Raw genomic sequence first — 17,796 nt, 5'->3', positions numbered from 1 at the left:
TGTTTTTTTCAGTCGTAACGTATTCTTGTTAAACTAATTATGAAAAAGACTCCTGCAAATAAAATGAGTATACCAATATATCCTCCTATATCAGCCAATGTACCTCCCCTTACAATTAACTCCGTAAAGCCACGCATCGCCCAAGTTTGCGGAACAAAATTTGCTGCTGTCTGCATCCATGCTGGTTCAATTTCAATTGGCCAATACAGGCCACCAATCATGCATGTTGAAATCACAACGATATTACCTAATGCAGACTGTTGTTCTGTTGTTTTCACGATACTTGCTAATAATAAGGCTAGACCAATGACAGCTAATAATAATACGGAAACGAGTATAATAACCCCTAACAAATTTCCCCACTGCACATTAAATAAGGAATTCGTTAATATCATTAGAACACCAAATTGAATCCATCCTATTAAGAAGAATGAAAGGATATATCCCGTTAGTATTTGAACTTTTGAAACTGGTGCTTCTAATAAACGAGACCAAACACCAAGTTGTCTAGCTTTCAAAATAGTCCCCGTCGCACTTAACATAACAATCATAACGAATAGAATTGAAAATCCCGCTGCTCGCCCTGTAACGTTATTTAACTTTTGATCATCATGTGAAATTGATTCTTTTTGAATCGAAGCAGGTTCTACTTTTGTATAGATTTCTTTATACATAGGTTCCCACGAAGCGTTACTTTTCTTCTCAAAATCTCTCGCTGCACTAACTTCTATCTCCATTTTTTTTAATGCACTTGCCAATACTTGCTCTACAGAAGTTCCACCAGTAAAATCAGCACTAGCTTGAAACTGAATATTTTCTACCCTTCCATCTAACATATTCTTTTGAAAGTCTTTCGGAATAAGAACTATGCCGGATGATTTTTTGTTTTCAATCTTCTGTTTGCCTTCCTTATACGTTACCTTCTCTATAGAAATTAAGTCACTTTTCTGTATGTCCTCGTAATACTTGCTAGATAATACAGAACCATCTTCATCTACTAAGCTAACATTTACTTTCTTATTCCCACTTCCACCTAAAAGTCCGCCGAAAATGAGTGTAAAAATAATAGGCATTCCAAACATAAGTATATAACTTTGTGGTTTTATTAAAATTTGTTTTAACTCTAGCCAACAAAGTGCCCAAACCTTCTTCATCATTTCTCCCTCCTATCTCGTACGTAAACGTAATGTCCCTATCATAACGGAGACAATTCCTGCACCACATAAACTAAAAATAACAGGGAGTAACACATCCCAAGATGTTCCCGACATAATATTTAAAAAGCTTGTAAGTGCCCATTTATTCGGAGCAACATTCGCAATGGTTTGAAGTGTATCAGGGAATACGTAAATTGGTAACATCGATCCTCCTAATATAGCGAGTATTTGAATACCGATTCCTCCCATTACATCTGCCGTTTTTTCCTCACGAATAAAAGCGGCAATTAACATAGATAAACCCGAAACACAAATTGCATAAGACATTCCCACCGCTACTATTTGAGATAAGTCTCCGCCCCATTCCACATGAAACATAAAGTGTGTAGCAACTATAAATATCCCAAATTGTATACAAGCAAATAATAATGTACCTAAAAACTTCCCGAATAAAATTGAAAATGAACTCGTCGGTGTACTGAACAAACGCGCCAACGTCTCAGTTCGTTGCTCTGTTACAACTGACTTTGCACCTACTGTTATGTTATATAGTAAAAACATGACTAACATCGCTGCGGCATAATATTGCATCGCTGCAACTGTTTTTTTACCTATCGTTCCTTTTTCAATGTTATCTGCACCCGAAGTTGCTACTGTTTGTAAATCTCCACTTACTTCTTTTGCAACTTGTTCCACATTACTATGCTGAGAATTTGCTAATTCCGTCACAACACTTTTAGTAGATACCGCAACTGTTTGAACACGCTCTGAAAAAGAGCGGACCATTGATTCAGCGATTTTCGCTTGTATATCTTTTGATGGGTCTATAAACACCTTTGGTTCTTTTAATTTTCCATCTTGTACTTGTTCGCTCCATTTATTCGGGATGACGATTCCCACATCGATTTTCTTTTCCTTTAACATATCTTCAAGCTCTTCCTGAGAATTAACTATCTTTACTTTCACATCATCTTTTAATTCTTTAGATTGCAATACGTCTTTTTGAAAGACATCTGCAAACTCATCATTTCCTACTTGATAATAGCCAATCACTGTTTTGGGTAGTCCACCATTATCAAATATATTACTTAACGCTGAACCTAAAATCGCTGTTAATAAAAGCGGCATAATTAACATCATCATAAATCCGCGCCGATCAATTAAACGTATTTTTAAATCTTTCCATGCAATAATAAAACTTTTCATCTCGCACTAACCTCCTTAATCACGAAGTGAACGTCCTGTTAATTGTAAAAAGAGTGCCTCTAAATTCGGTTCTTGCACTTCAAGCTTTAAAATTTGAGCGTTGTTCTCCACAACTACTGACACAACTGTACCAATGGACTCACCACCATTTAGCCCAATATCAATCGTACTATTATCTTCATCAAAAATAATTCGTTCAACAACAGAGAGTGCTTTCAACTTTTGTAGCAGTTCCGTACTATAACGATTTAATTGCAATCTCACTATAAACCCATCCGCCAGGCGATTACATAGTTCCCTTTTCGTTCCTAATGCAATTACCTTTCCATGATCAACAATTGCAATTCTTTCACATAAATACTCTACTTCTTCCATGTAATGACTCGTATAAATAACTGTCATCCCTTTTTCATTTAACTTTTTAACAGTCTCTAAAATATGGTTTCTCGATTGCGGATCAATCCCAACTGTCGGTTCATCCATAATTAACAACTCTGGCTCATGCATAAGTGCTGCACCAATATTAATACGCCTTTTCATTCCACCTGAAAATGTTTCAATTTTATCTTTTCCACGGTCCTGTAAACCGACGTAAGCTAATACTTCCTCCGCTCGTTCTTTTGCAATTTTCCCATTTAAACCGTACATTTTTCCCCAAAAAACCAAATTTTCCTTCGCTGAAAGTGTTGGATAGAGCGCAATGTCTTGTGGAACAATACCAATTTTCTTTTTCGCCTCTAATGGATATTCTTTTACTGATTTCCCACCAACTTTTATATCACCACTGTCGTATGAAATTAACCCGCAAATCATTGATATCGTCGTTGATTTTCCCGCACCATTTGGACCAAGTAATCCAAATGTTTCCCCTTTCTTCACCTCAAAAGAAACATTCTTTATAATTTCCTTCTTACCAAATGATTTCGTAATATGATCTATGACTAACATACTGATTCAGCCCCTTTGCATTCATCTACACTTTCATTGTAGAAAAATTTCTTCTTCTCTCCATCATCCTTGAGATAGAAATACAAAATAAAAAAGCAGCAAATTCTGCTGCTTTTTCACACTTATATATGCCAAAAGTCATGTGTACATCGTGATGCCATACCTTACTGCGTATATGGCTGCTTGCGTTCGATCTCTCAGTTCTAACTTACTAATTAAATTAGAAACATGATTCTTAACAGTTCCCTCTGTAATAAATAACTTTTCCGCAATCTCTTTATTATTTAACCCAAGTCCAATTTCCCTTAAAACATCTACTTCTCGCTCAGTTAATTGTGCTAATTGTTCTGGTGTGGTGCACTCTACTGCTACTTTTGTCTTTTTTAATTCTTTTATAATTTGCGCTGTTATATCCTGAGGAAGCACAGCCCCTCCACTATGCACCGTTAAAATTGCTTGAGCGATTGCATCTGTCTCCATGTCCTTCAATAAATAACCACTTGCTCCTTGCTCCAATGCTTCAAAGATAAGCTTACTATCACTAAAAGTCGTCAACATAAGTACCTTTATATGAGGGAACTGTTCTCTAACTAAACGTGTTCCTTCAACACCATTCATACGGGGCATCCGAATATCCATCAAAATAATTTCAGGATGTAACTCTTTCACCTTTTGTATCACTTCGTCTCCATCTGTAGCAGTTCCCACTACTTCAAGTTCCTGACGTAAATTTAATAACATCGCTAAGCCATCACGAATGAGTGATTGATCATCAACAATCATAATCCGAATCATACAGTCCCCCCTATTAACCACGTTTTCTCCTGAAGTGGAAATTCAATCTGTAACCGAAAGCCTTTTTCTATCTCACTCTCAAATTGAATAGTTCCACCATGTTCCTCTACTCGTTCTCTCATATTAAGTAAACCAAAAACTGGGCTTACCTCGTTAACTCCCACGCCATTATCCAAAATACATAGTTTAACTTGTTTCGCCGAACAAGTTAAACTCACTTCACATAAGCTCGCCTTGCCATGCCGCTTTGCATTTGTTAAAGACTCTTGCATAACCCGGAGCAGTGTAGGTTGTAGTGACAGCGGAATCACAACCGGATCTCCTTGTAATTGAAACGATACTTGTACTTTCGTCGCTTTAGAATATCCATGTAACATTTCACGCATATTCTCTATTATGTTCCCTAGTTTACCTTCTTCTTTTAAGGCATGTACAGACGCTCTCACCTCTTGAAGTGATTTCCTGGCTAGCCCATGACATGTATGTAAAACCTCTTCCGTAGCGTCCGACTTTTGTTTCCACAAAGCCTCTGCCAGTTGTAATTGGACAAGTAAGGCTGTCATATTATGACCGACAGTATCATGAATTTCTCGGGCAATATCATTTCGCTCTCGAACGGCTGTCAATTCTTCTACCTCTTTGGCATATAGACGTAATTGTTCATGCGCTTCTTTTAGAGCTGTATGAGACAATGTCAATTCCTCATATTGTTCATCTACCATTTTCCGAGCAGCTGTAAGTTTTTTTATTAAGCTTCCAGCTAAAGCACTAAAAACGATGAACATAAAATTAATGGAATTACTCTCCAATTCTAAACTACCTGTATGTTGATACGCATGTAATATATTTATAAACCAACAAAGAAAGAAAAAAGTAATAAAAAAGTACGTCATGCTTCTACGAAACTCATGAATAAATAGCCCTACTGCATCAATTCCAAATATAATTAAATATAAACATGTCTCGGGAAATAAAAAACCTAATAAAGCTGTGACTATCCCATTTGCTAATAGTGTATAAAAACCAAGTTTTTTACCTCCATTCACTTTTACTAGCAAAATATGATTCACAATATAAATAAAAAGTGCTGTACCTACAAAAAATTGCAAATATGCTGTTTCACGTGAAACATGGTTTGCATAAACAAAACAAATCATGACGATTGTAATAATTCGCGCGTATCCTAACATAAAATTCTCCTCACATTTTAATAACCTAAAGTGCATCTCTTCATTATAATAACAAGAAAATTATACCAATTACTTCTCTTTCCTTACACACAAAAAAAAGCAAGCCCCCCTCAAAACATGAGAAAACAACTTGCTCTTTCATTCTAATCTCTTTACTCCATGATATTCTCTAAAGCATTATATAAATCCGCTCGTAACAACTCTTTCTTCGTTTTTTCTTCATACAACTGTTCAAGCATTTCAACATCAACTACATGTTCCATCTTACACTCAAGCGTATATATATCTTCTTCAACATGCATTAATTCGGTTTCAATCTCCTCAATATTCCTAACTTCTTTCTTTTTTACAGAGACTGTTTCAACACTTTTTCTTCCTTGGCGTTGCTGCTTTATTACTTGTGTCTCGAGCTTTTCCTCCCACTTTTGACGCGCCCATGCATAGTTCCCTGCAAACTCAAATAATTTACACTCATCAATCCAATACGTCTTTTCAAATAACTTATTTAAAAAATAACGATCATGTGAAACAGCTAAAATCGTCCCATTATATTGTTCAAGAGCTTCCTCTAAAACTTCCCTTGATTCAATGTCGAGATGATTTGTCGGCTCATCTAAAATTAAAAAATTGATATCTTGATACATAAGTTGTGCAAGTCTTAACCTCATTTTTTCTCCACCGCTCAGTTGCGTTACTTTCTTAAACACCGCTGGACCATAAAATAAAAATTTAGCTAATATATGTCTCGCTTCTCCCTCTGTTACAGCTACACATTCCCTGAAAGCCTCCAATACATTACTCTTCATATTTCCGTACGCATGCTGGGATAAATAACCGATTTTCACACTACTTCCAATTCGAATTTCTCCAGCGTCTGGTTCTATTTCTTCTAATAATAACTTTAATAGCGTTGTCTTTCCTGTACCATTACGACCAACGATAGCCGCACGCTCTTGAAAACGAACATGTAAATTTGCTTCGTTAAATAAAAGATGTTCAGCAAATCCTTTACTCACTTCTTTCATTACAACAACATCTTTCCCACTTCTCTCTTGCCCTTCAAACTGAAGTCCCATTTGTTTTCGTTCTAAAATAGGTTTTTTTAGTTTCTCCATACGTTCCAGTGCACGTTCCATACTTCTTGCTCTCTTATGCAATCCTTCATTCGGAGGATTCGCCTGATTTGCCCATTCACGTAATCGCTTAATTGCTTCTTTCATTTTCTTTATTTTCTTTTGCTGTTCTTGATAAGCCTGAAACTCCTGAAGTAACCTTTCTTCCTTCTCTTCAACAAACCGAGAATAGTTTGTATGATACACGTGAATCTCTCCATCTTCTAAATCAAAAATCTTCGTTACAACTTCATCAAGGAAATAACGATCATGTGAAATAACCACAACCGTTCCATTGTATTCTTTCAAAAATTGCTCTAACCATTCGACTGCAAATAAATCTAAATGATTGGTTGGTTCATCTAATAAAAGTAAATCTGGTTTCTGCAACAGCATGTATGCAAGGCTTACTTTTGTTTGCTCCCCACCACTTATCTCCACAAATGATCGTGGGAATAGTTCTGTCACCTGTAAACCATTTGCTACCTTCATAATGTTCGCTTCGATTTCATAACCACCAAGAAACGCAAACTTTTCTTGGATGATTCCGTATCTTTCCATTAATTTTTGTAAAACAGAAGATTCCTGTTCTTCCGCCATATGTTTTTCTAAAGTACGCATTTCTCTTTCTAATTCCTTTTCTATTTTAAAAGCGGAACTCAATACTTCATATACAGTCATACTCTCATCAAATTTCGGAATTTGTGCCACATGACCAATACGTGTACCTTTCTTCATATGAATGGCCCCTGCATCCAAACTTTCCATTCCAGTTAAAAGCTGAAAGATTGTTGTCTTCCCACTACCGTTACGACCAACTAATCCAACACGTTCACCATTCTTTATTTCAAGCGATATATTTTCAAATATGATGTTTCCACCAAAAGATTTCGTTACATTATTTACACTACAAATTGTCATTTTCCGTACTCCTTTCAATATAAAAAACCATAGGAAAGAAACATTCCCCATGGTTTTCGGCATAGAAAAAGGAAGCTAAATAGCTCCCTTTTCACACGTTTATTAAAAATGGGTGAAGAGATTTCTATCGTTCTATAGCTACTATGCAATTGTTAAAAAAGGACAGACGTATCCCGTTAACAACTACATCATGAAAAATCGCACGACAAAAATAGATAAAATCTAAAAATTTGGCACGTGCAGCTAAAGAACGTTTCATCTCATTCACCTCTTTCGTACGGAATTTAATACTTACTTCTTTATTATACTTTCCCATTTCATGTTTGAATAGTCATTTTTCTGAAAATAATGAAGATAGACTAAACATTTCAATAAGTGACATCAAATCTTACAAAACTGTTATGTTCACGTAATGGAAAGCGATAGTACGAAAAGATGCCTCCCTATACAATAAAGATGTAAACAAGAGAGACAACAAAAGGAGGAAACAATCATGATGAAAGAAATCGTAAAAGCAATCTTTGAGGTATTAGTGAACGGACAAGCAGTTGTAAAAGAACTAAATGAACTATAAAAAGGAGTGAAAGAATATGATGAACATGGTAAAAATGATTTTACACGCTCTAGTTGATGCAAAAGCAGTTAGCCAAGAATTAAACCAACAATAAAAAGGGGTATGTGAATATGAAGAAAGCCATTTTTGTAATCGCAAGTACAGCAATTGCCTTATACACAATAAAAAATAGAGAAAAGAAGTATAATAAAAACAATCTATATTATCCATACACATTATTAAAGAAAAAATAAAAGACAAGGTACCCTATCTTAATGAGGATATCTTGTCTTTTATTTTTTATATTCCCTTTAAAGGATTTTCTTCTCCTTATCCCGAATGTATTAAGCGGGATTTTTACACATATTTTAAAGGGGCATATATACAAATGGATACACAACAACTATACTTTTTAAACGATATTGGCAAACAAAAACCAGAAAGCATCCGGAATAGAAGCGCTGCATGTCCTTTTTGTGACAGAGAAAGTTTAACGGATATTTTAGCAATTGAGGGCTCAATTATTTGGCTAAAAAACAAATTTCCTACATTAAAAGATACATTTCAAACGGTGCTAATCGAAACAGATAATTGTGAAGACCATATTGCGACATATACAGAAGAACATATGAAATCGCTAATTCGTTTCTCCATTAAACATTGGTTAGATTTACAGAAGAATGAAGAATTCACATCTGTAATTTTATACAAAAATCATGGTCCATTCTCAGGTGGAAGTTTGCATCATGCACACATGCAGATTATTGGAATGAAATATGTAAACTACCTCGATAACGTAGAACACGACAACTTCCAAGGCGTAATTGTTCAAAAGAACGAACACATTGAACTCAATATCTCAGATCGTCCTATTATCGGTTTTACTGAATTTAATATCATTATCGAAGATATTGGATGCATAGATGAACTAGCAACTTATATTCAGCAAACTGTACGTTACATACTGACAGATTTCCATAAAGGATGTAGTAGTTATAACTTATTCTTCTATTACTTAAACGGAAAAATCATTTGTAAAGTTGTTCCTAGATTTGTCGTTTCACCGTTATATGTAGGATATAAAATACCGCAAGTTTCCACCAAACTAGAAGACGTAAAAATACAACTAGCAGCGTATTTCACAAAACAAAACGACGCGATTATCCACAAAAAAATAGAGTAGGTATCAAAAACCTACTCTTTAATTACACCTTTATTTCGATAGTACACATCTTCTAATCCGATGTTATACTTCATATTATTATCCGTCCACTCTGGCCCTAAATTCCCTGGCCATCCAGATGTATTTGCTATATATTTTAATAATGCAAAATCCGTCAAACCTTTTTGCACCCCGCGCTTATATCCTTTCATTAAATGCGGCATTGCAATTTGCGCATTTGTACGTGGATCTTTCAGCTCGTCATCCGTTAAATGATCCGGTGCAAGTCCACCACCGCGATGCAATTGAAACAATCCGAATGAAGTTCCGTTATCTCCAACACTTCTTGGATTTAATCGACTTTCATGTTCGGCAATTGTAAGAGGTATCCATTCTGGAAGATTGACTTTCTTTGCTTCCTCTATAATAATTTGTTTCATCTGTTTTGCTTCTTCTGAGTCAACATAGCTTGTCTCATTTACTAATTTGCCCATTCCTTCAGACTTTCCTTGGAAGTATAAGTACACCCCAAGAACAACTAAAAATCCTACAAAGAATTTCTTCACTACCTCTACCTCTTTCTCCGCTGAAATTTGTCCCCTTTCAGCCTTCTTCCCTTTACAATTACCCACATTCTATCATTCTCTTACTCTTTTATCATAGCAAATAACTATACATATTATCATCATGCTTTAGACCGATTTTGTGAAAAAACAGCTGGTAAATACGTGAAAAAATGTAACTTTCATAGACTGAAACATATTTTTTGTATATAATTGTAAACTGAATTCTAAATATAAACTAGGAGAATAATAATATGAAAAAATGGTTGCTACTCTTATTTAGTTTACTACTATTAATTCCTGTCCCTATTTCCGCACAAAAAAACGAAAATCCAAAAGTCCTTATTTTATACAGTTCGAGCGATGATCAAATTACAAGTGATACCCAAATACTTAATACACAAGTAGGACATTTTACTAATAACATAACAATAAAAAACATAAAACAGTTAGCTGAAATAACTGATAAATCTTCATATACACATGTTATTTACATAGGTGAAAAACAAGAAGAACTTCCCACTGAAACAAAAGAATTTCTAGAAAATTTCTCAGGACCACTACTCGTTTTAGGTCAAAATATAGAACAATTATCCAAACGTTTTTCATTTATTATACTTAAAAATGAAGATATAAACTCTGATACAATTGAATATCCAACACGTAAACTAAAGAATACATTAGAGGACGAACGATCCATTAAAAACCTTGATACAAATGGAACAATTCTTGCCAATGCTTTAAAAGGAAATACTACTTACCCATTAATTGTACAACAAAATAATTCTTATTATGTTGCAACTTCTAACCTCTTTGATTGGATATCTTATTATATTGGCGAAAGCCTATTTTCTTACTTTGAACAAAAGCCAACGAAAAATAAAGTGGAAGCTTATTTACGTCTTGAAGACGTTCATCCAGCCGCAGATATAAATCAATTAAAAGAAATTGCTGAATTATTAAAAGAGAAAAAGATGCCATACATGATCACTGTTATTCCTGTATATACGGATCCAGAAACAGGTAAAACACTACATTTAAAAGATAAACCCGAACTAGTCGATCTTTTACGCTCTATGCAAGATGATGGTGCAGCAATTATTATGCATGGTTATACTCACCAATTTTATGATAGTGAAACTGATGAAGGTTTTGAATTTTGGGACGTAAAAACAGACCAACCAATTCGTCAACCGAAGCATGAAAAACCAAAAACAAAAGATGATTTCCCTAATATAGAGGCATATAATACATACGTAAAAAAAGGGGAAGAATTTGAAGAAAAATATACGACTGATCATATTGAAAAAGGCATTCAAGAACTTGTAGATGCCAAACTGTATCCGGTCGCATTTGAAGCACCTCATTACACGATGTCTCAAAAAGGATATGAAATATTATCAAGATACTTTTCAACTTATGTAGGACAACTACAGTTAAGTGACACAACTTGGAAATCTATGCACTCTCCGGCATACAGAAGTACACCATCATTTTTACATGGCATGAAATTAATGCCTGAAACAGTTGGATTTATCGAAGAAGATAAACCACACGCTATTGCTAAAATGAAAGCAAATGCTGTATCTGTTGCCAAATTATCCGATGGAGTTATTGGTGCATTCTATCATCCTTACTTAGGTGTAAAACCATTAAAAGAAGTACTAAAGGATCTAGAAAGTATTCCAAATATAGAATGGATTGATTTACAAAAAGAAACAAATGAAGTGAAAATGAAAGATATTCATATCACTACTAATAAAGACGGCATTCACGTTGAAAAACCAACAAGCGCAAGTGACATAATAGATTATATAAAACAATATGGATTCTTCCTTATACTCGGTTTCCTCGTCATTGTCTTTCTCTTATTATTAAGACGTGCGAAAAAATTAGAATCCTAATACAAAACCACCAAGCAAAATGCTTGGTGGTTTTTTTAACTTAAACCAAAACGTGGCATATTATTAATAACCCATTGATTATGTTCATAAATAAATTCAACTTCTATTTCTCTATAATAAGAAGGGCTAAAATAACAATTCTATCCTTTCAAATAAAATTGAATCGTATTTTCATATATCGTTTCTGCAACCTTATCAACAGCTACGTTTTTTATAACACTAATTTCCTTTAATACCTCTCGAATCATTCTCGGATGTGTCATAACACCCTCTTGAAATTCCCACGGTCCATCTGTTTCTACCATCATATATTCAAGAGGATAATACGAAACAATTTTTCTAATCTTCTCCTTATGTAAAACATCTGGCGTGATAGAAATGTAATAACCATTCCTCATCATCCGTTTCATTGTTGTTTCACTTCCTTTAAACCAATGAAAGTGTGCACGTGAAACTTTATATTTCTCCAGTAAATCACATACAATATCAGCGTCTTCATACACTGCATGTAATATAATTGGTAAATCATATTTACTAGCTAGTTCAACAAACCGTTGTAACACTGATATATACGAATTGATAGCAATGCGCTCATCTTCTTTTCTTAAATAATACGGTAAGCCAACTTCACCAATCGCAACTATATCATCTACATGCTCTTCAATTAATTTATAAATTTGCTCACATTCTTCTTTATGAATCGGTTGCTCCGGATGAAAACCTATTGCTGGATGTACAAAAGGATATAGTTTTGCTAAAGATAAAGTTTCTTTACATGATTGATAATTCATAGATACTGCAATAAGCCCATTTATCTCTTTACTATGCTCCACATCTTTAAGTAATTTACTTTTCTCTTCATCCTTATATTGGTCAACATGTATATGACTATCAATCCACTTCACCTTTATTCCCCCATAAAAAAACAAGAAAGGATCTCCTTTCTTGTTTTATCATCTATGTTATTTAACAATTAAGTTTGTTATGATATCAAATAATCCAATACATACTACGGCAACAGTAAAGTAGCTACAGAAATCTTTAATTGGAAACTTCACTACTTCTTCTTTACGCATCCCATTCTTCTCCCTTCTTACTATATCCCTAATTATTTTTATCTATTTGTATCTATTATGCAAAAAATATGACAAATTTACTATCGAATTAACTTACGTAAACCTTACAATGTTGTAAGGTTTATAAAAAAGGCCCCATCTACATACAGATGAGGGCTATTAAAAAGTAGTTGGTTTTTCATTCTTCATTACATTACAAACAGAAAGTAATATAGTGAGACTTTCTAATTACACTATATGAAATTCAATAGCTTTTAACTATCGAATTACATTACAGAAGACTTACATGTTTGTAAGCTAGGTGTAATGTAATTCGATAGTTTCCCTTATCAATATTTCGTACAATAAATTTAGAAAGTAAGCCAAATAAGAAGAACACTCACATAACCAAATTGCATTGTTAGTAGCCACTCTTCTTATACCTTTCACTCATGCTACTACAATGTACCCCCTTCCCCTTTATATAATAAAAAAGCCTTGGTCCATATGGACCAAGGCTTTTTCACATACACTAAAATACCCCTACCTAGTATTTTTATTTTCGACAAAAAATAGGTGGGGGTATAATCCGCTATCTCATCGCTAAAAGTTTACTCTTTGCATTAATAGGAATATTTACAGCTTCAATTTCTTCAATCGACTCGCCGTAGCGTCCTTTTGCGTACACCTTTAATGTTTCATCTCTCTTTAACATATGCTTAACAGTCTTCTTTATTTTTTGTTCTCTTCCACGTTCGTCAAATGCAATAAATTCATATTCATACCACTCATCGCCAATATGCTGACCAATTGTATTCACAACCGTATAGTATTCTTTCGTCTTATAAAATGGATTATATTTATCGATAACCGGTCCAAGTTTCGTAGGTAGTAACATTATTACTATGACTATCATCGCTATTATAGTAGTGATCATTTTTTTCTTCATAATAAACATTCCTCCTCTGCAGGATATATATACATCCATTTTAAAAAGAAGGAATACAATCTACTATTGAATCTCATTACATTACACTTACATTTTTGTAAGAATTAAAAAAAGGTGAACGAATTTACTCGTTCACCTTTTAGCTCGCTTTAAAGCCCCCACCAAGTACATCACGTACATCATGGATAACGACGAAAGCATCGTCATCTACTCGACTAATAACTTGCTTTAACTTAACAAGCTCTTGTTTATTAATAACAACATATAAAACTTCTTTATTTTTACCAGTATATCCGCCGCGCCCTTCTAATACAGTAACGCCGCGTGTCATGTTTTTCGTAATAGCCTCACGTATTAACTCTGGTTGATTTGAAATAATTGTAACAGCCGTTTTTGTGTCCATTCCTTCTACAATGAAATCAATTACTTTCGCTCCGATGAATACTGCAACAAGTGTGTACATCGCTTTTTCTTGCCCTATTATAAATACGGAACCAGCAATTACAACGATATCAATAATAAGTACACCTTTACCGACGCTCCAACCTAAATATTGATTTGCTAACCGTGCTAAAATTGCCGATCCCCCTGATGTACCTCCAGCTTTGAACATACAGCCTAATCCGATACCGACAAATACACCAGCAAATAGTGCCGCTAATAAAGTATCACTATTTACATGATACTCAATATGTTCCGTAACATATAAAAACAAAGATGTTTCTACAATCCCTAAAATTGTATAAACCATCGTTTTCTTATCAAAAAATTTATAACCAACAGCTAGTAAAATTGCATTTATAGCAAAGTTCACAACCCCTGGTGACCAATCAAATAAGTAGTACGTAACAACCGTTAAACCAATAATTCCACCTTCCGATAAACGGTTTGGAATTGCAAAGTAATTAATACCAATTGCGAATAATAATGAACCAATTGTAATTAGTGTTATTTCCTTTATACGTTGATTAACCATAGTTCATACCCTCCCCCCATTTGACATTGTATCACTATCTCCTAGAGGTTTAGAAGTTGTTTTTATTCAGCATTTTTCCTCATAAAGACCAGGATATTATGTTTAAACAGAGGGGTGATTAATTATTCACATTTGCTCTAACTATACGGACAAATTGCTCCACATTCCCCTTCTGAATATACTTAGCTCGGATGGTTTCATGATTACAAATAAATTCGAAATACGGGGAAAAACTATGCTATCTATATGCAAATATGAGTACTCTTTAAATGTTGAAAGATAGTATGGAAATTTTCCGTAAAACAGGAGACGTCTAGTAGTCGCAACAAAAATCCCATGTTGATAACATAACGTGAAATGATCCTTCTCAAAAACCCCCACCACAAAGGCTAAAACATTTTCGTCATTCCCTAAAAACTTTTTTATACTTAATAAAAGTTCATTCATGCATTTCCCTCCAAATACTATTTTTGAAAAGAATCCATGGATTGTTACAAACCGGTTTAACCCCTTTATAAAGTATGAAACGCGTTTCCTGTCAAAGGTATTTCAAAAAAATAATCCGTTATGCACTTATACACATAACGGACTAAAACTACACTGTAGATCGCTCCACAAGTTCATATGGAATTTCCACCTTTTCTTGTTTAGAACTTTCAGCATTTGTTTGCCGATAAAACATTTCAAAGGCTTTTTTACCTATTCCCTTTAAATTTTGATCAATAGTTGTAAGTTGTAACACTTGCGAAATAGGTTGGTTATCAAATCCAATAATCGCTAAGTCTTCAGGAACTTGAATACCTAATTTTTCAGCTTCCGTCATAACCCCAATTGCAACCTCATCTCCTGCTACTATTAATGCTTCAGGAAGATGCTGCATTTCCTTTAATTTATGAGCCACTTTCACACCATCTTCTAACGTAAAACATTCTGTAAAAATCCACTCTTCATTCACTTCTTCATCTATAGATTGCAATTGCTGTTTATACACATCAAAACGTTTTTGACTACTCGGTCCTAGCTTTCTTCCCGTGCAATAACCAATTTTTTTATAACCTTTCTCAATCAAATAATCCATTCCTAATTGAAAAGCTGCTGAATGATTCGTATATACACTTGAGATATTTGAAATATCATTATCTTCACAAGCAACAATTGTTCCATAGGAAGCATACGGCTCTATCGTTTCCCATTCATTCGCACGAGAACAAATAATAAGACCATCCAATTGTTTTGTTTTTAACATATGTAAACTTTTCATTTCTTCTTTTTTATTATAATTTGTTTGGCAAAGTAGCACTCTGTAATTATGAGCTAACGCCACCTCCATCATCCCGCCCACCATCGCATCAAAACATGGATGATTAATATACGGTAAAATTACACCAACAATATTCGTTTTCCCTTTTGATAAATGAACGGCATTTGCGTTTTGTGAGTAATTCAACTTCTCAACTATCTCTATAACCGCTTTCCTTTTTTCTTCACTTACATACGGATGATCATTTAATACTCTTGAAACAGTCGTAACTGAAACTCCCGCCATCTTTGCAATATCTTTAATATTAGCCATACACTCACCTCTACTTTTAAATTAATAAATCCCATGAACATATGTCAAACCTTCTCATCATTACACCTTCATTCGTTTTTCTTACAAAAGTGTAATTTTCCTGTAAGCTAATTCGATAGTTACTCTCTGCTATTTTTCATACAATTAAGTCAGAAACAGGGCAACCATTATTCGAAAAGGAGCGGATTTATATGATGAACAAAATGAAATCAAACAATTTTTTAAATACAATGAGCATGGTATTTTCCGCTTTTATCGATGCAAAAGCTGTTGCTTCTACATTAAACAAGTAAGGAGAATATATTATGAATAACATCACTTTTAACAAATTAGATTTTTTAGGACTGGCTAGTGGCTCGATTCTTCTTACTGCTTTTATTTACGCCACTACGCTTGTATAAATTTTGTGTCCCCTTTCCCCTTTATTATAAATAGTAATAGAAAAGACGACCGTCTATGCCCGGTCGTCTTTTCTTACTTTTGATTTGATTCCAAAGCTTCCTTTAGCTCCTCAAACTTCTCATTTAATTGGTCTGTCATCATTTTCATAGCTGTTTTCCGATCTATTTGTTCTTCAGCATCAATTTGAATCGGATCTCCAAAAATCAATTGTGCCTTTTTCCCCTTTATTAATTCTTTTACACTTGATGGACCAACATAAGCTGCTGGTATTAATGGAACGTTAGAACGCATCGCAATTGTCACAGCACCAGCTTTTAACGAAACATCTTCTGTCGATCTCGTTCCACTTGGGAAAATCCCTACCACTTTTCCTTCTTTTAATAAGCGGGATGGAATTTTAAGTGTACTCGGTCCTGGATTTGCACGATCTACAGGGAATGCATTTACATTTTTAAAGAACCAATTTTTGAATTTCCCTTCAAATAATTCTTTTTTGGCCATGTAATGAATCTCTGTTGGGTACATCCCTGTAGCTAACATTAATACATCCATAAAACTTGTATGTGTACACGCAACAACATACGGGCCACCTTCTGGTAGCTTTTCTCTTCCTTGCACTTCTACTTTCCCAGCTGTTTTAAATATATATTTCAACAAAAATGTAATTGGTTTATACATTGGTTTCGTTCCTTTCTGAACATCCGAAGTATAGTCATTTTCTTACCTCAATTATAACACTAAGTTATAGGAGTTGGTAATAAAAATGAGTATTAATTGTTAAATTTCAATTCTTACAAAAGTGTAATTTTCTTGTAAGCTAATTCGATAGTTACTTCTTGCGATATTTCATACAATTAAGTCAGAAACAGGGCAACCATTATTCGAAAAGGAGCGGATCAATATGATGAACAAGCTGAAAACGAACAATCTTTTAAATACAATGGGCATGGTATTTTCCGCTCTTATCGATGCAAAAGCTGTTGCTTCTACATTAAATAAGTAAGGAGAATGCATCATGAATAACATTACTTTTAACAAATTAGATTTTTTAGGATTAGCTAGCGGCTCTCTTCTTCTTACTGCTTTTATTTACGCTGCTACGCTTGTATAACTTTGTGTCCCCTTTCCCCTTTACATAGAAAAAGACGACCGTCTATGCCCGGTCGTCTTTTTAAATGTTTCTTTCTTTTAACTCTTTTAAAAGCTCTATCATTTCAGCTTGTTGTTTTATCTTCTTACGACCATTTCGATTAATTGCTGCAAGCTCACAAGCAACTCCGACGGCAAAGAAAAACAATAAACTTTCTAACATGTAAAATCCTCCAATTGC

Annotated in this window: 19 protein-coding genes and 1 pseudogene; 5 read left to right on the top strand and 15 right to left on the bottom strand. The window is 34.3% G+C overall.

The genetic code is table 11. The features are described 5' to 3' along the window. Window positions 1-8: 8 nt before the first annotated feature. The 7 genes from PSR14_RS01280 to PSR14_RS01250 form a co-directional block, all read right to left on the bottom strand. Window positions 9-1,154 (bottom strand): ABC transporter permease, encoded by a 1,146-nt coding sequence (locus PSR14_RS01280; RefSeq protein ID WP_061185326.1) that lies wholly within the window; start codon window positions 1,152-1,154, stop codon window positions 9-11. Between the two features lie 12 nt (window positions 1,155-1,166). Beyond that, window positions 1,167-2,363, bottom strand: coding sequence for an ABC transporter permease (locus PSR14_RS01275; RefSeq protein ID WP_000834534.1), 1,197 nt, complete (start codon window positions 2,361-2,363; stop codon window positions 1,167-1,169). Window positions 2,364-2,378: 15 nt separating this feature from the next. After that, complete coding sequence (locus PSR14_RS01270) at window positions 2,379-3,311, bottom strand: ABC transporter ATP-binding protein (RefSeq protein ID WP_000960160.1); 933 nt, start codon at window positions 3,309-3,311, stop codon at window positions 2,379-2,381. A gap of 138 nt (window positions 3,312-3,449) precedes the next feature. Next, window positions 3,450-4,106, bottom strand: a complete 657-nt coding sequence (locus tag PSR14_RS01265; RefSeq protein WP_061185324.1) for a response regulator transcription factor — start codon at window positions 4,104-4,106, stop codon at window positions 3,450-3,452. Further along, window positions 4,103-5,296 (bottom strand): sensor histidine kinase, encoded by a 1,194-nt coding sequence (locus PSR14_RS01260; RefSeq protein WP_098487041.1) that lies wholly within the window; start codon window positions 5,294-5,296, stop codon window positions 4,103-4,105. Before PSR14_RS01260 ends, PSR14_RS01265 begins: the two co-directional genes overlap by 4 nt. Window positions 5,297-5,448: 152 nt before the next feature. Continuing rightward, window positions 5,449-7,329 (bottom strand): ribosomal protection-like ABC-F family protein, encoded by a 1,881-nt coding sequence (gene abc-f / locus PSR14_RS01255; protein WP_098487040.1) that lies wholly within the window; start codon window positions 7,327-7,329, stop codon window positions 5,449-5,451. A 124-nt stretch (window positions 7,330-7,453) separates the two neighbouring features. After that, window positions 7,454-7,588, bottom strand: a complete 135-nt coding sequence (locus tag PSR14_RS01250) for an RAxF-45 family protein (RefSeq protein ID WP_000830642.1) — start codon at window positions 7,586-7,588, stop codon at window positions 7,454-7,456. A 419-nt stretch (window positions 7,589-8,007) separates the two neighbouring features. Between PSR14_RS01250 and PSR14_RS01245 the strand changes: the two genes are divergently transcribed. Both PSR14_RS01245 and PSR14_RS01240 read left to right on the top strand, forming a co-directional pair. Then, on the top strand, window positions 8,008-8,136 hold the full coding sequence (locus PSR14_RS01245) for a hypothetical protein (protein ID WP_025991723.1): 129 nt from the start codon (window positions 8,008-8,010) through the stop codon (window positions 8,134-8,136). Between the two features lie 32 nt (window positions 8,137-8,168). Beyond that, the gene (locus tag PSR14_RS01240; protein ID WP_002163773.1) at window positions 8,169-9,065 is read left to right on the top strand and encodes a DUF4931 domain-containing protein; all 897 of its coding nucleotides are present in this window, start codon (window positions 8,169-8,171) and stop codon (window positions 9,063-9,065) included. Between the two features lie 11 nt (window positions 9,066-9,076). Here the strand turns inward: PSR14_RS01240 and PSR14_RS01235 are convergent, their stop codons facing one another. After that, window positions 9,077-9,610 carry a transglycosylase SLT domain-containing protein gene (locus tag PSR14_RS01235; protein ID WP_000713259.1) on the bottom strand — a complete coding sequence of 178 codons (534 nt, stop codon included), beginning with the start codon at window positions 9,608-9,610 and terminating at the stop codon, window positions 9,077-9,079. Window positions 9,611-9,861: 251 nt separating this feature from the next. On the opposite strand from PSR14_RS01235, the gene PSR14_RS01230 reads away from it, so the two are divergent. Continuing rightward, window positions 9,862-11,511 carry a DUF2334 domain-containing protein gene (locus PSR14_RS01230; protein WP_098487039.1) on the top strand — a complete coding sequence of 550 codons (1,650 nt, stop codon included), beginning with the start codon at window positions 9,862-9,864 and terminating at the stop codon, window positions 11,509-11,511. Between the two features lie 140 nt (window positions 11,512-11,651). Here PSR14_RS01230 and PSR14_RS01225 read toward each other — a convergent pair whose 3' ends face one another. The 5 genes and pseudogenes from PSR14_RS01225 to PSR14_RS01205 all read right to left on the bottom strand — a co-directional run bounded on the left by PSR14_RS01225 (window position 11,652) and on the right by PSR14_RS01205 (window position 16,064). Further along, window positions 11,652-12,416 carry a TatD family hydrolase gene (locus tag PSR14_RS01225; protein WP_033672009.1) on the bottom strand — a complete coding sequence of 255 codons (765 nt, stop codon included), beginning with the start codon at window positions 12,414-12,416 and terminating at the stop codon, window positions 11,652-11,654. A 742-nt stretch (window positions 12,417-13,158) separates the two neighbouring features. Continuing rightward, window positions 13,159-13,515, bottom strand: coding sequence for a YxeA family protein (locus tag PSR14_RS01220; protein WP_000728419.1), 357 nt, complete (start codon window positions 13,513-13,515; stop codon window positions 13,159-13,161). A 139-nt stretch (window positions 13,516-13,654) separates the two neighbouring features. Continuing rightward, entirely contained in the window at window positions 13,655-14,491 is an 837-nt protein-coding gene (locus PSR14_RS01215; protein ID WP_000248051.1) for a YitT family protein, read from the bottom strand. A 118-nt stretch (window positions 14,492-14,609) separates the two neighbouring features. Further along, a pseudogene (locus PSR14_RS01210) lies at window positions 14,610-14,938 on the bottom strand (PH domain-containing protein). 148 nt (window positions 14,939-15,086) lie between these two features. Then, on the bottom strand, window positions 15,087-16,064 hold the full coding sequence (locus PSR14_RS01205; protein WP_061130860.1) for a LacI family DNA-binding transcriptional regulator: 978 nt from the start codon (window positions 16,062-16,064) through the stop codon (window positions 15,087-15,089). Window positions 16,065-16,369: 305 nt separating this feature from the next. Between PSR14_RS01205 and PSR14_RS01200 the strand changes: the two genes are divergently transcribed. After that, window positions 16,370-16,465: a DUF3948 family protein gene (locus tag PSR14_RS01200; RefSeq protein WP_001060001.1), complete on the top strand. Its 96-nt coding sequence runs from the start codon at window positions 16,370-16,372 to the stop codon at window positions 16,463-16,465. A 73-nt stretch (window positions 16,466-16,538) separates the two neighbouring features. Here the strand turns inward: PSR14_RS01200 and PSR14_RS01195 are convergent, their stop codons facing one another. Next, window positions 16,539-17,144, bottom strand: coding sequence for a 1-acyl-sn-glycerol-3-phosphate acyltransferase (locus PSR14_RS01195; protein ID WP_000277774.1), 606 nt, complete (start codon window positions 17,142-17,144; stop codon window positions 16,539-16,541). Window positions 17,145-17,481: 337 nt separating this feature from the next. Between PSR14_RS01195 and PSR14_RS01190 the strand changes: the two genes are divergently transcribed. Beyond that, window positions 17,482-17,577 carry a DUF3948 family protein gene (locus PSR14_RS01190; protein WP_001060007.1) on the top strand — a complete coding sequence of 32 codons (96 nt, stop codon included), beginning with the start codon at window positions 17,482-17,484 and terminating at the stop codon, window positions 17,575-17,577. Window positions 17,578-17,637: 60 nt separating this feature from the next. Here the strand turns inward: PSR14_RS01190 and PSR14_RS01185 are convergent, their stop codons facing one another. Continuing rightward, a complete protein-coding gene (locus tag PSR14_RS01185; RefSeq protein WP_000894066.1) occupies window positions 17,638-17,778 on the bottom strand; it encodes a YrzO family protein in 141 nt (46 codons plus the stop codon). Window positions 17,779-17,796: the final 18 nt, after the last annotated feature.

Origin of the sequence: Bacillus sp. A01H (assembly GCF_045277205.1) — a bacterium.
Lineage (GTDB): Bacteria > Bacillota > Bacilli > Bacillales > Bacillaceae_G > Bacillus_A > Bacillus_A paranthracis.
Note: the sequence above shows the minus strand (reverse complement) of the source record. Positions and strands in the feature narration are given on the sequence as shown.